Genomic DNA, 13453 nt, shown 5'->3' with positions numbered 1-13453 from the left:
TGTAACCCAAGGAGTTAAACGATGACGGAAATACCAAGAATGCTAGGCGACCGTTACGAAATCGGAGATTTGATCGGGCGCGGCGGAATGGCGCAGGTTCATCTCGGTTACGACACACGCCTTTCACGCACGGTTGCGGTTAAAATACTGCGTTCCGATCTTGCTGCGGATCCCACATTTCTTGCCCGTTTCCGGCGCGAGGCACAGTCGGCGGCCGCACTGAACCACCCGGCAATTGTTGCCGTCTACGACACGGGTGAGGAAAAAATAAAGACATCCGCCGGGCGCACTGTTTCCCTTCCCTATATCGTGATGGAATATGTGCGCGGAAGAACCGTCGCAAAGCTCCTCTCGGGAGGTAACGCCCTTCCGATCAACGAAGCGGTTCAGATTATTGTAGGTGTGCTTTCCGCGTTGGAATACTCCCATCGGGAAGGAATTATTCACCGCGACATCAAACCCGGCAATATTATGCTCAGCCAGGACGGAAAAGTAAAGGTGATGGATTTCGGGATTGCCCGTGCGGTTGCCGACTCTGCCGCCACGATGACCTCCACGAATTCCGTTGTCGGAACGGCGCAGTATCTCTCGCCGGAGCAGGCGCGCGGAGAAGTGGTGGATGCGCGCTCCGATCTTTATTCAACCGGCTGTCTGCTTTACGAACTGCTTACCGGCAGACCCCCGTTTCAGGGAGATTCTGCCGTTGCCGTGGCATATCAGCATGTGTCCGAGACGCCGAAACCCGCCTCGTCCATCGCGAAAGACATTCCGAACACGATTGACCGGATTGTAATGAAGTCGCTGGCCAAAAGGCGCGAAGACCGCTATCAGAGCGCGGCCGAAATGCGCGCGGACCTGCTGGCCGCATCCCGCGGAGGGGAAGTGGACGCTCCGCAGATCAAAATGTGGCAGACTTCCGTGCTGCCGACTCCTCCCCGGCCTGCGGAGGCAACACAGATAACGCCGACCGTGCCTACGGAAATATATTCGCCGATGAGCGAACCCAATCCAACCAACGGTACGGATACCGGCTTCACCCCGGTAACTCCGCCCGGACGGAAAAAGAAAGCGCTGATCTGGCTTGTGGCCGTTCTTGCCGTACTTGCCGTGGCCGGAATAGGATTTGCCATCCACAGCGCGATGACGGACACGCAGGATGCGCCTGCCGTCACGCTTGTGAAAGTGCCCGACCTGAAAGGAATGAACCAGGTGCAGGCACGGCAGGCTTTGGAAAAAGCAAAACTTAAATTCAGACTGGGTGAAAGCGTGGAAGACGACTCCGTTCCCGCAGGAAGTTTTGTTTCTTCCGATCCCAAAGTCGGCGCCGAAGTTAAACCCGGAAGCGAAGTTACGGTTCATTTTTCCTCGGGCGCAAAAAACGTAAATATGCCGGATCTTGTTTCGGGAAACAAAACGCTTGAGGAAGCGAAACGGGAACTGAAAGAAGCGGGGCTGACAGTAGGCAATATCGAGCAGGAAGACAAACCCGGACTCGGCAAAAATATCGTATTTGAAACGGAGCCTGCCGCAGGATCGCCGGTGGCAAAAGGCAGTTCGGTTACTCTGTATGTCTCCACAGGGCAGGTGGATTTGCCGAACCTGGTAAACGGCTCTTTGGAAAGCGCGCAAAACGAACTGAACGCAAGAAAGCTTGTTTTCAACATGAAAACTGTGGAAAACGATGCAGCGAAGGGGACCGTTATCAGCCAGAACCCGCTGGCGGGAAAGGTGAGATCCGATCAGCGCATAGAACTGGTTGTCTCTTCCGGACCGGCGCCCAAACCCGTGCCGCCGCAGCAGAACAAGCCGGATCAGCAGACCAACTCTCCGGCGGATAACGGCAGCGGCGATCCGAACAGAAAACCGAATACAAACTGACGCAATACTGCAAAAGCATCCGCCTTTCGCACGAAATATACGAAAGGCGGACGCTTTTGCATTCGCGGCGGAGGAACTAAACTCCGGGCCGCAGGCTTATTCGATGGTTATATCGTTAATCCCCGTATTTTCGTCAAGCCAGGGAAAACCGATTTTAAACAGAAATGCGACCACGAGAAAAAACAGAATTAATGCCTCGATCGCTTTCAGCCATTTGGGGCCGGGAAGTTTTCGCCAGATAAATCCATACATTGTTATTTCTCCTCTTTTGCCGCAGCCGGTGCCGATAAGGCAGACAGGTGATTTTCCGTCCCAAAGGGCAGACGGCCCACATTTGAATATCCGTTTGCCAGTTTGTCCGGATTAATCATTTCTATCGGCATTCCGTCGGAACGCTTCACCCAATGGCTGAATTCCGCCTGCAGGGCCCAGCGGTGACTGGAAATATACAGCGGGTGGCAGGTTGTGACCGTCAGCAGCCTTCTTGTCGGCACAACGCGGGGAGGCTGCTTTCCCGCCAGATATGCTTTTTTGGCGAGGAACGGATCCGGCTGAATCACGTAGATTTCCGTCGGTTTTACTATCTCATGGCCGATCATTTTGTATACAAGCCATGCGTCTTTGGTTTCGATCACGATCGGCGTGCCGACTTCCAGCTGATCCACATGATACATTCTGGCGCCGTAGACTTCGCGGTGTACGGCCATGGCAAAATTTCCCATTTCCCCGGGCAGTGCCGTGTCGGTGTAGTGACCGAAAGCGCCGCTGTCGAGCACGCGTTTCGTGGTTCCTTCCTTTATCGGCGTGGAGTGGTCGTAACCGAGGGCAGGAATGTGAATTACGCCGAATTCCCGCCCTTCGCCCACTCTTTTCGGAACCGGCGGGGCGTCCGTCCGCGGTGCGCCTATCTTATACTGTACTTTTCCGAAGTCTTTTTGGATCTGCGATACTTCGTTTTTTATAGATGCGGAATTTTCAAAATTGGTCCACCACAGTTCCCACACAAGAAACAGTCCGATAAGCACTCCGAGCGTAATGAGAAGATCTCCGATAAAACCGACAACGGCCCAGAAAAACCAAAATCTTCGTGTTTTCCTTTTCCTCTCGCTTCCCATCTGCATATGCCGCGCGGGAAGAATCTCCGTACGCTCCGGCTTCCCGGAATCAAAACTGCCGCCGGAAAAATGTTCAGGCACAATACACCTCTCGAATCACTGCGCTATGTGGTCATATTCTAGCTTATCTCTTTACACGGCGCATATTGTCTTCTCCGCTCCCGCCGAAATTTCTTCGCCGCGGGCAAAATTCCGACAACGTTTATTTATGTTTTGTGAAATCGTAAAGACTCGCTAGGCTAGTGACTGAAGATATTTCGCAGGACGAAGGAAAATCATGCCCGAATCGAAAAAACGCAGGAAAGTTGCCGACAAAGAACGCGAATACGCCAAGCGCGCACAGAATCCGGAAGAGGATCTGAAAAAACAGTCTCCTTCCTGGTGGGCTCCTTTAATGGTTGGCTTGGCAATCGTCGGTCTGATTGTTGTGGTTACGGCCTACGTCACCAACGGCGCATTCCCCATCCCCGGTCTGCCAAACGGAAATATCAACCTGTTCATCGGAATCGGTCTGATGCTGATCGGTTTCCTAATGACAATGGGATGGAAATAATTATTTTGCCGCGCAGTTAATTTGCCTGTATCGACGGCTTTGGCTGTGTGGTGTGTCTGCTCTTTCCTTTTTCAAAATTACACCGATGTAATTATCCACTTCCGTGTATAACTCTGTGGATAATTACATCGGCGTAATTATTATCTGCGCCTCATTCTTCTTTTAATCAGAGGAAGCCACAGCAGGAGCAGGAAATAACCGGTGAGAAATCCGCCCAAATGCGCTTCCCATGAGATACCGGGGGAAAGAAACGCCAGCGCAACATTGATCACCAGCAGAGCCAGCAGCCCGGAGGTGGGATTTCCCACGCTTTTGTGCATTGCCAGCAGCGCTCCGAAAAGACCGAAAATTGCTCCCGAAGCCCCCACCACAGCCGTATTTTCCGGCGTCGTAATTCCCGCCAGAAGAAATACGAATAAATTTCCTCCCACCGCACTGAGCAGATAAACGGTGAGAAACCGCCGGGTGCGCAGCACGGGTTCCAAATCCCGGCCCAAAGCCAGCAAAGACAGCATATTAAACAGAAAGTGATAGATACCTGCGTGTAAAAATGCTGCCGTGAGCAGGCGGTAAGGCTCGGTAAAGGTGAAAGGAACGTAAAAAAGAAATTTTGTCTCCGCTTCCGGAACGAAACACGAAATCAGATACATCCCCGTGCAAACCAGGCACAGAAATTTTGTTCCCGGGATGTTTCCGTTTCCGTGAAAACCTCTTCCGTCGGCGGGCAAAAATCTGCCGGTCAAGTTCACTCCGTAATTTCAATGGTTTCAATTACGACGTCCTGCACGGGCCGATCCTGAAAACCGGTCGGAGTCGCCGCAATTTTATCTACCACTTCACGGGAAGCGGGGTCGTTTACTCTGCCGAAAACGGTATGTTTTCCGTGCAGCCACGGTGTGGGGGCAACCGTGATAAAGAACTGGGATCCGTTCGTGCCTCTGCCCATTCTGGTGCCGGCGTTCGCCATTGCCAGAATATAGGGTTCGTCGAAATTCACATCCTGCGAAATCTCGTCGTCAAAAGTATATCCGGGTCCGCCCGTACCCGTACCCAGCGGATCACCGCCCTGAATCATAAAGCCGTCGATTACGCGGTGAAAAACAACTCCGTCGTATAAAGGAGCGGTGGTTTTTTCCCCGGTGCGCGGGTTTGTCCACTCTTTCTCACCGGTGGCAAGTTTGGTAAAGTTTTCCACAGTCTGCGGAGCATACTGCGGGTAAAGTTCGACTTCGATATTTCCGAAATTTGTTTTTATTAATGCTTTCATGTTCTCAGTGTCGCATATTTACCTGATCTGTTTGGGATTTTGTTCCGTGTTTTCTCCCATTTGGGGCTTTGTGCGTAATTTAACGGATAATTTTGGTAAAATGAATTAAAACCAAACACCGGTGACTGTATGCAGTTTTCACGCAGCAGATATGCGTTTCTCTGCCTACGGTCATTTGGAAAAAAGAAAGAAGATATAAATGAGCTGCCAAGGTAAGAAAAAAGGGCACAAAGGTCTGTTTTTGTTCGGTGTTGCCGCCGCTGCCGTAGCCGCCGCCGTCTCGGCCTGGAAACGCAGTGAGCCCAAAGAAGATCCGTGGGCGGAAGATTACTGGAAAGAAGACGGCGAGGGCTGCTGCGGAGAAAAGCAGTGCTGCACAGATGACGTCGAACCGGGCGCAGATAAAGAAGCAGAGGAAGAAAGCTGCGGATGTGCCTGTGAATGTGATTCCGACGAGGAAGAACAGGAAAAATAAACACAGGCCCGCAAGTCAGACAAACAAAAATTTTCCCCGGCACAAACCGGGGAAAATTTTATTCCGGACAATATCTTTCAATACGCAGATGTGCAGCCTCTCAGGCTTTTCCGTTCCTGAGCGTCAGAAGGAAAAGCACGGAGAAAACAAGCGTGCAAAGTGCGAAAACAGCCAGAATATAAGCTCCGAAGGAGAGGGAAACTCCGACCATCCCAACGTGGGAACCGATATTGAAGATATCGTAAATAACGATAAGTCCGCCTATGATTCCCGTCACGCCGGCACCGATAACAAACTGCCGTGCTCCCCGCTTCACAAAATTTATCACCGCCAACACAACGGACGCTACAAGGAAAATCAGAACAAATATTCCGTCTGAGCCGATTCCGTTACTGAAGAAACCGAAGCTCTTTTGCATACCGAAGATTTCCACCTTTAAAATCGGGAAAAACATTCCGATGAAAGAAAGGACGCAGCTGAGTATCAGTCCTCCCGTTAAAATTACGGGATTTTTTATTTTCTGCGCCACCGGGGCTTTTTCTTTCATGGACGCCGTAAACTCGTTCTTAAAATCGTTTGCGATCCCTTTTGCCTTTTCCGTGCTGCTCTCGCCTCCTGCCGCACAGCACTGCGAACCGGCGGCTGCGGGGGTTTCCTGCGGCGCAGGCGCCTCGCACGCCGAACGGCGGGCATTGATCCAGGAAGCAAGTTCCGGATAACAGTTTGGGTGCCTTAGAACCGAATCGTACAAATCGGGACGGACAGAGGCAATGCTCTGCAGATCCTGTGCCGTAAAATGCGGATTTTCCAAATCCCGGGCCGTAATTTCCTGTGGATTAAAATTCATATCTACCTACCGGATAAATAAAAAATAAGTGAGTGCTTACCTTCCATGCTACAGCCACCCGACCGTTTTTTCCATACATTTTTCCGTAAAATAGCAACAAACCCGGCAGCCGGCCCAGCCGGAAACATCATTACAGTCACGAAAGGGTAGCCTCATGAAGATGACTTATGACAGAGAAGCCGATGACTGCGTACATTACCTTTGGTAACGGCATTGAACCAAAAGAATCAGCTCAACAGGTTTCTCTCATAGAAATTCCAAACGGGCAAACACAAGTGACGATTGATGTTGATAGCGAAGGTTATCTTCCGGGGGAGGAGACTTAATCTAACCTGTATGCCGATAATTTAAGAAAACGTTCGGCTATACGTCATTAAAAGGCGTTAGGTTATACGTCTACCCCGCTAAAAGTAAGTACTGCCAGCAATAAATTGAGTGCAATTATCAAAAGCGAAATCATACCCATTACCCAACTCATGGCCCGAGTATCGCTAAACTTCCCCATCAATTCTGATTTTCGGGTGTAAACGGCGAGCGGTATTACCGCCAGTGGAATACCGAAAGAAAGAGAGACCTGAGAAATAACCAAGGCCCAGGTGGGGTTGGGATAGAGCCAAAGAATAAGCAGAGCCGGAATTAGAGTCACCAGCCGGCGGAGAAATAGCGGAACCCGAATACGGAGCAGACCGGCCATGATTTCTGATCCTGCGTACGCTCCGACCGATGTAGAAGCTAAACCGGAAGCCAATAGACCGATAGCAAAGATTACCCCTATTCCGTTTCCAAGGGCACTTTCAATGGCGGCGTGGGCTCCCTTAATGGTGTCTGTGCCGTCTATTCCGGCTAATGTCGAAGCTGCCAGCAACAACAAAGCGATATTGACAGCCCCCGCCACTATTAGCGCATATGCCACATCGTGTTTTGAAGCCCGTAAAAGATTTGGAAGATCACCGGGTTTGCGCTGAGGAAAACGGTGATTTACCAGAGAAGAATGTAAATAAATTGCGTGCGGCATAACGGTGGCACCCAGCATAGAAGCAGCAATCAGCACCGTATCGGTGCCGGCAAATCGCGGAATTAATCCTCCCAGCACACCCACCGGGTCAGGCGGACTTATTACCAACCCGGAAAGGAAACCCACAGTTATTATCGCCAGCAGAGCAATCACTATGCTTTCAAACTGTTTTTGCCGGCGTTCATTCTGGAAGACCAACAACACTAAAGAAACACAGCCGACGATGCTTCCACCCGCCAAAAGCGGTAAACCAAAGAGAAGCTGCAAAGCAATCGCACCCCCGACAATTTCCGCCAGGTCGGTGGCCGCCGCAATTATTTCGGCTTGCAGCCAAAAGGCAATTCTCTTTGCTTTAGGGAGCCTGTCCCCCAAAATTTCCGGCAGGGATTTCCCCGTAACTAAACCTAATTTAGCGCTTTGATATTGAATAACTACTGCCATCAGGTTAGCCAGCACCAACACCCATACTAATAGGTATCCGTAACGGGCCCCCGCCGTGATATTGGCCGCTACATTTCCCGGATCAACATAGGCAACTGCTGCCACGAATGCCGGCCCCAGCAGCGGCAGCAACCCTTTCGCAGCCGCCGTCTTAGCATCGGGAACAGGCTGAAAATCTCCGGTTTCTTTCTTATCCGTCCGTCCGGCTTCATCTTTCCGGATTACGGGAAAGAGCTTCATCCAATACGGCTTAGTACTTCTCCTATTTCCTAAAATTCGGTCACCTTCCAAAAAGTTTCGGATAGCCGAAATCTTACTCCGGTTTTGAAGAATATGGAAACTAATCGGCCTGTAAACCTGCAAGGTAAAATACTCCAATTTTGAGCAGGTCCCGGAAATAAAGCCGTCTGACTGTCAAACACAATTTGTTTTACAAAAATTTAACAATTTCCTGCTCTTAGTCTTAACGTTCCTTTCTTACTATCGGACTCGGAAGTAAAAGTTTGATAACAAGAAAGGAACACCATGAAGTTCTCTCGTGTTGGCGCGGTTTTTGGCGTTGGTTTACTCTCTGTATCTATATTGACCGGCTGCGCGGGCGGTAGCGATAAGGCCACCTCCGGTGAACAAACCTCGACCCTGAGCGGTACCGTCACCGGTTCCGGATCTTCCGCGCTACTGCCCCTGGCAAAAGCCGGTGCCGATGCTTTCATGCAGAAAAACCCTAATGTGACCGTGACGATGAACGGCGGCGGCTCCGGTGAAGGCCTCAAGCAGGTTGCTGCCGGTTCCGTAAACATTGGTAACTCGGACGTTTTCGCTTCTGAGAAGCTCGATGCGACCCAGGCTGCAGGCTTGGTCGACCACAAAGTTTGTACCGTCACGATGGCCCCGGTGGTCAACAAAGATTTAGGTGTAAAAGACCTCACCACCGCCCAGTTGACCGACATCTTTACCGGCAAGACCACTAACTGGAAGGAAGTTGGCGGCCCGGACGAAAAGATTGTGTTGGTCACCCGTCCGTCCTCCTCCGGTACCCGCGCACTGTTTAAGACCTGGGCTTTGGGCGGTGCCGAGGAAGCCTCCAACCGGTCCCTCGAAACTGACGACTCCGGCACTCTGTTACAGACCGTGTCCCGGAACAAAGGCGCTATCGGCTACGTGGCGCTGTCCTACTTGATTGGCAAGGACAAAGTTCAGCCCGTCGCTATCAACGGGGTGGAACCGACCTTGGAAAATACCTATAACGGCAAATACAGGGTATGGGGCTATGAGCACATGTACACCAAGGGTGAGCCCGACAAAGTAACCAAAACATTCCTCGACTACATGATGGGCGACAAGTTCGCCGGCGACCTGGAAAAGATGGGCTACGGTGTGTCATCCAAGATGTCCAAGGAAGCCACCGATACTCACCCTGACCCCGCGGCCTAAAGATAAGGCAAACCGAACTAATGGCTGGCACGGCTTCTTCGGTGCGAGAGCCCGGACCGACGGAAATTGAGATGACTGAACCGGAGGTGTCCACTCGTCTTGAATCCACAGATTCAGTGCTCCCGCAGGCACGCAATTCCGTGGCGGATTCATCTCCTGCTCGGCCGCAGTTCGACTCGGGCGGAGCGGACAAACGTTTCCGTTTGATAAACAAAATCGGTGGCAGCGTCGTGACGATTGCAGGCATTTTTCTCATCGTGCTCACGGTCACTATTGGCCTGTTCCTGCTATACAAAGGTTCTTTCACCTTCACCGCGTTCCAACATTCCGTCGGGGAATTCCTGTTTTCCCCAGACTGGGAACCGCAGGACAGCCCGGATCTGACTCTGCGCGGCAGCGTCGGCGCCCTCATTTTTATTCTGGGCTCACTAATGACCTGCTTCCTGGGCCTGACAATCGCTATGCCTTTCGCGGTAGGTGCTGCCGTTTTCATCACGGAAATCGCCCCGCGCGCGGGTGAGCGCCTATTCCGCCCCGCGGTGGAACTGTTCCTCGGCATCCCTTCCGTGGTTTACGGCTGGGTAGGCCTGACCGTCCTGGTGCCTTTTATTCGTGACTGTTTCCACGCACCCTTGGGTGGTTATTCGGTTCTGGCGGCGGGTATCGTCCTGGCGGTCATGATCTTCCCGACCATCACCACCGTTTCCGCCGACGCTATTACCGCGGTTCCTTACGATTATCGGGAGGCGGCCTACGGCTTGGGTTCCACTCGCTAGCAGTCGATTTACCACATTATCCTGCCCGCGGCTAAGAAGGGCATTTTGACCGGCATTATCCTGGGTCTGGCTCGTGCCTTTGGCGAAGCTCTGGCGGTGGCAATGGTCATCGGCAAAACTCGCGCCCTACCGGCCGATATTCTCTCTCCAACCAGTTCACTGACCACTGCTATTACCGCCGACATGGGCAACACTACCAACGGCGGCGAACATAACTCGGCGCTGTGGACCATGGCTTTGCTGCTATTCCTCATCTCGATGTTCTTTATCTTTGTAATCCACGTCATCGGCGCAGAAAGGAAGCAGAATCAATGAGCACCGCTACGAGTACCGCTTCGGGTCTTTCCACCCGGATGGAACACCGCATTCACCGTGCCAAGAGCGTCAACAACTTAATGACCGGAGTCTTCGGCATTATCGGGGGTTTCTTCCTGATGTTGATTGTGGCGTTGGCGGCCTACATCGTGGTACGTGGCCTGCTGAGTTTTGACCCCGTGTTCCTCAGTTTTAGCCGTGACGGCATCATGAACCAGGTGTTCAACACCGTTTACCTGGTGTTTTTGTCCATGATTGTGTCCGTCGCGCTCGGTGTTCCCGCCGGAATCTACATGGCTGAATATGCTCCCGAAAATCGCCGGACCGGCTTCATCCGCATCTCTGTCGAGTCGCTGTCCTCTCTGCCCTCCATCATGGTCGGCCTGTTCGGTTACTTAGTCTTTATCCTGATGATAGGGGAACAGTGGAACTTACTGGCCGGCGCTTTAGCGGTTTCGATTCTGAATCTGCCCCTGGTCACCACGTCCACCGAGTCGGCCATCCGGGAACTGCCACAAGACCTGAAATACGGTTCGGCGGCCTTGGGCGCCACCCACTGGACCACCATCGTGCGGGTACAGCTCCCGGCAGCCCTCCCCCACCTGATGACAGGGGTGGTGCTGGCAGCAGAGCGTGGTTTCGGGGAAGCTGCCGCCCTGCTCTACACGGCCGGTATGTCCACCAACATCAACTGGTCCTCCACAGACATCACTTCCCCCACCAACGCGTTCAACCCCATGCGTCCCGGCGAAACCCTTTCGCTGCACCTATGGGCGATGCGCACCGAGGCGGTAGAACCAAACGCGGTGGACATTGCTAACTTCTCTGCCGCGGTACTGGTGCTGATTGCCCTCCTGTTCTCGCTTTTGGCTCGCACCATTACCAAACGGATTCATGCCGGCCTGACGGGCCTGTCTAACCGGACTCCCAAAGGCGGCAAAGGCAAGTGGAGTAAGGCCAACTCCGATATTCCCGCCCCCACTGCCGACACGGTGAACCACCCCGAACCGACTATTGACGCTTCAAACTTCACCGACCGTTTTCACACTGATAAAGAAAAGGAATAACCACTCGTGACTGCGCAAACCAACATCCCGGAATCTCCCACGGCACCCAAAATTTCCACCACCGCCAAATTTTCCGCGCGTGGCCTGCACCTGCATTACGGCAACTTTGAGGCTCTCAAGGGAGTAGACATCGACATTCAGCCCCGCAAAATTACGGCTTTGATTGGACCTTCCGGCTGCGGCAAATCGACTTTCCTGAAAACCTTAAACCGAATGAATGACCTGGCCAAAGGCGTCAGCATCACCGGCCGGGTACTGCTCGACGGCGCGGATATTTTCAAAGATATGGATGCTATCGCCCTGCGTAAACGGGTGGGCATGGTGTTCCAGCAGCCCAACCCGTTCCCCAAATCGGTCTTTGACAATATTGCCTATGGGCCGCGCATCAACGGGATTCGCAATCACCGGGAACTGAGCGACATCGTGGAGCGTTCCCTGCGTCAGGCCGCGATTTGGGACGAGTTAAAGGATCGTTTAAACAAGTCCGCCGTGGGGCTTTCCGGGGGTCAGCAGCAACGCCTGTGTATCGCCCGCGCTTTGGCTACCGAACCGGACGTCATATTGATGGACGAACCGACCTCCGCCCTCGACCCCATCTCTACCTCCAAAATAGAGGAACTGGTTGCAGACCTGGCTCAGGAGTACACCATCGTGATTGTGACCCACAATATGCAGCAGGCTTCGCGCATCGCCGACAACACGGCATTCTTCCTACTGGGCGAACTGGTGGAGTACAACGACACGGAAACCCTGTTCAGCGTACCTTCAGACCAACGCACCGAGGACTACATCACCGGTAGGTTCAGCTAACACCGTCAGGAGCAACCCTCATTCCCTCACAAGACAAAGTCAGTTCTGAGTTACGAAAAGAAAGCAGATAAGTAATGCGATCCCGATTCGATCAACAACTCATGCAGCTCAACGAAATGCTGGTTCAGACCGGAGAGCTCTGTGAACGGGCATCAGTCAGACCATGGTGGCGCTGTCCGGTTGCAGCGATGAAATCGCCCGTAAAGTCATCCGGGCAGATGCCCATATCGACCGGATGGAGCGAGACATTGAGCACCTGTGTCTGAAATTGCTGTTGCAGCAGCAGCCCGTAGCCGGAGATTTACGCCAGGTTTCCGCCGCTCTCAAAATGATTACCGACATGGAACGTATCGGAGACCAAGCAGCGGATATTGCGGAAATCGTGAAATCTACGGATATGTCCCTAGTGCGGGAATTTCCCAAGATTCCTCAGATGGCAGCGAAAACTGCCGAAATGGTTCATGACGCGGTGAAATCTTTCGTCGACCGCAATTTGGCTTTGGCTACCGTCACGCAGGCGGCAGACGACGCGGTGGATAACATGTTTGATGAGGTTACCGCCGAGATGATTTTTTATTGTGCATGCTGATGCCGCGGATGCACAAAAGGCTATCGACGTCATCATGATTGCCAAATATCTGGAACGCATTGGAGATCACGCCACGAACATCACCGAATGGGTAGATTTCGCAATCACGGGGGTGCATGATGCCATCTTTGACACAAAATCCACCTGAATCCGGCGCTGCCCGGAATAATGGAAGCATGATTTATCTTGTCGAGGATGACCTAAACATTAGAGATTTAGTTGTTTACACCCTCAATTCCACCGGTTTTACTGCTCGGGGTTTCGCTAATTACCGGGAATTTCGCGAAGCGATGGCGGAGCTGCTCCCGGAGTTGATTCTGCTGGATATTATGCTACCCGGCGTTGACGGTATCCGGATTTTGCGCCGAATTCGAGATAATCCTGCAACTGAGAGCATTCCGGTCATTATGGTTACCGCCAAAGGCACCGAGTTCGACAAGGTCAAGTCCTTGGACTTGGGTGCGGATGACTACATCACCAAACCGTTTGGCATGATGGAGCTGGTGTCGCGTGTACGGGCGGTGCTGCGCCGCGTGGCTCGCCCGACCGACCTCATTGATAGAGACGAAGAAATCCTCACCGTCGGCACTATTAAACTGAACCTTCCCCGCCACAGTCTCACTGTGGCAGGTAAAAAAGTGCAACTAACCCTAAAGGAATACGAATTGCTAGAGGAACTCATGAGTCAGCCGGGGATTTTATTCTCCCGCGACAAGCTGCTGGATTCCATCTGGGGATACAGTTTCCACGGCGAGACGCGCACGGTCGATGTGCATATTCGCACGCTGCGCAAGAAGCTCGGTCCGGCCGCGAAACACATTGAAACCGTGCGCGGCGTCGGCTACAAGATTTCCGAATGAGGGAGCTATTA

At 52.5% G+C, this 13453-nt stretch carries 16 protein-coding genes and 1 pseudogene; 11 read left to right on the top strand and 6 right to left on the bottom strand.

The window, feature by feature from the left end:
- Positions 1-21: 21 nt before the first annotated feature.
- Positions 22-1878 carry a Stk1 family PASTA domain-containing Ser/Thr kinase gene (gene pknB / locus HMPREF1631_RS05305; RefSeq protein WP_084707483.1) on the top strand — a complete coding sequence of 619 codons (1857 nt, stop codon included), beginning with the start codon at positions 22-24 and terminating at the stop codon, positions 1876-1878.
- A gap of 96 nt (positions 1879-1974) precedes the next feature.
- On the opposite strand, the gene HMPREF1631_RS07175 is transcribed toward pknB, so the two are convergent.
- Both HMPREF1631_RS07175 and HMPREF1631_RS05295 read right to left on the bottom strand, forming a co-directional pair.
- Positions 1975-2130, bottom strand: a complete 156-nt coding sequence (locus HMPREF1631_RS07175) for a hypothetical protein (protein ID WP_034233148.1) — start codon at positions 2128-2130, stop codon at positions 1975-1977.
- 2 nt (positions 2131-2132) lie between these two features.
- Positions 2133-3074: a class E sortase gene (locus HMPREF1631_RS05295; protein WP_052047145.1), complete on the bottom strand. Its 942-nt coding sequence runs from the start codon at positions 3072-3074 to the stop codon at positions 2133-2135.
- A 196-nt stretch (positions 3075-3270) separates the two neighbouring features.
- On the opposite strand from HMPREF1631_RS05295, the gene HMPREF1631_RS05290 reads away from it, so the two are divergent.
- Positions 3271-3546 (top strand): cell division protein CrgA, encoded by a 276-nt coding sequence (locus tag HMPREF1631_RS05290; protein ID WP_034233146.1) that lies wholly within the window; start codon positions 3271-3273, stop codon positions 3544-3546.
- 140 nt (positions 3547-3686) lie between these two features.
- On the opposite strand, the gene HMPREF1631_RS05285 is transcribed toward HMPREF1631_RS05290, so the two are convergent.
- The gene (locus HMPREF1631_RS05285; RefSeq protein WP_052047144.1) at positions 3687-4289 is read right to left on the bottom strand and encodes a rhomboid family intramembrane serine protease; all 603 of its coding nucleotides are present in this window, start codon (positions 4287-4289) and stop codon (positions 3687-3689) included.
- Between the two features lie 2 nt (positions 4290-4291).
- Positions 4292-4813 carry a peptidylprolyl isomerase gene (locus tag HMPREF1631_RS05280; protein ID WP_034233144.1) on the bottom strand — a complete coding sequence of 174 codons (522 nt, stop codon included), beginning with the start codon at positions 4811-4813 and terminating at the stop codon, positions 4292-4294.
- A gap of 199 nt (positions 4814-5012) precedes the next feature.
- On the opposite strand from HMPREF1631_RS05280, the gene HMPREF1631_RS05275 reads away from it, so the two are divergent.
- Complete coding sequence (locus HMPREF1631_RS05275; RefSeq protein ID WP_034233142.1) at positions 5013-5288, top strand: hypothetical protein; 276 nt, start codon at positions 5013-5015, stop codon at positions 5286-5288.
- A 100-nt stretch (positions 5289-5388) separates the two neighbouring features.
- Here the strand turns inward: HMPREF1631_RS05275 and HMPREF1631_RS05270 are convergent, their stop codons facing one another.
- Positions 5389-6135, bottom strand: coding sequence for a DUF5336 domain-containing protein (locus tag HMPREF1631_RS05270; protein ID WP_034233140.1), 747 nt, complete (start codon positions 6133-6135; stop codon positions 5389-5391).
- A 182-nt stretch (positions 6136-6317) separates the two neighbouring features.
- Here HMPREF1631_RS05270 and HMPREF1631_RS07115 point away from each other — a divergent pair, with 182 nt between their 5' ends.
- A complete protein-coding gene (locus tag HMPREF1631_RS07115) occupies positions 6318-6461 on the top strand; it encodes a hypothetical protein (RefSeq protein ID WP_198017378.1) in 144 nt (47 codons plus the stop codon).
- 62 nt (positions 6462-6523) lie between these two features.
- On the opposite strand, the gene HMPREF1631_RS05265 is transcribed toward HMPREF1631_RS07115, so the two are convergent.
- A complete protein-coding gene (locus HMPREF1631_RS05265; protein WP_232215440.1) occupies positions 6524-7882 on the bottom strand; it encodes an Nramp family divalent metal transporter in 1359 nt (452 codons plus the stop codon).
- A gap of 234 nt (positions 7883-8116) precedes the next feature.
- Here HMPREF1631_RS05265 and HMPREF1631_RS05260 point away from each other — a divergent pair, with 234 nt between their 5' ends.
- The 7 genes and pseudogenes from HMPREF1631_RS05260 (at position 8117) to HMPREF1631_RS05235 (ending at position 13442) form a co-directional block, all read left to right on the top strand.
- A complete protein-coding gene (locus tag HMPREF1631_RS05260) occupies positions 8117-9025 on the top strand; it encodes a phosphate ABC transporter substrate-binding protein (protein WP_034233138.1) in 909 nt (302 codons plus the stop codon).
- A gap of 20 nt (positions 9026-9045) precedes the next feature.
- Positions 9046-10116 (top strand): annotated as a pseudogene (pstC, locus tag HMPREF1631_RS07305) (phosphate ABC transporter permease subunit PstC).
- On the top strand, positions 10113-11183 hold the full coding sequence (gene pstA, locus HMPREF1631_RS05250) for a phosphate ABC transporter permease PstA (protein WP_034233137.1): 1071 nt from the start codon (positions 10113-10115) through the stop codon (positions 11181-11183). The pseudogene pstC and the gene pstA overlap by 4 nt, the downstream one beginning before the upstream one ends.
- A 51-nt stretch (positions 11184-11234) precedes the next feature.
- Complete coding sequence (gene pstB / locus HMPREF1631_RS05245; protein ID WP_034233403.1) at positions 11235-11993, top strand: phosphate ABC transporter ATP-binding protein PstB; 759 nt, start codon at positions 11235-11237, stop codon at positions 11991-11993.
- A 163-nt stretch (positions 11994-12156) separates the two neighbouring features.
- Complete coding sequence (locus HMPREF1631_RS07250; protein WP_232215439.1) at positions 12157-12582, top strand: PhoU domain-containing protein; 426 nt, start codon at positions 12157-12159, stop codon at positions 12580-12582.
- A complete protein-coding gene (locus HMPREF1631_RS07245) occupies positions 12572-12730 on the top strand; it encodes a PhoU domain-containing protein (RefSeq protein ID WP_232215438.1) in 159 nt (52 codons plus the stop codon). The genes HMPREF1631_RS07250 and HMPREF1631_RS07245 overlap by 11 nt, the downstream gene beginning before the upstream one ends.
- Positions 12731-12758: 28 nt before the next feature.
- Positions 12759-13442: a winged helix-turn-helix domain-containing protein gene (locus HMPREF1631_RS05235; RefSeq protein ID WP_034233135.1), complete on the top strand. Its 684-nt coding sequence runs from the start codon at positions 12759-12761 to the stop codon at positions 13440-13442.
- Positions 13443-13453: the final 11 nt, after the last annotated feature.

Source organism: Arcanobacterium sp. S3PF19 (assembly GCF_000758825.1).
Classification (GTDB): domain Bacteria; phylum Actinomycetota; class Actinomycetes; order Actinomycetales; family Actinomycetaceae; genus Arcanobacterium_A.
This window is presented reverse-complemented; position numbering and strand designations above follow the sequence as displayed.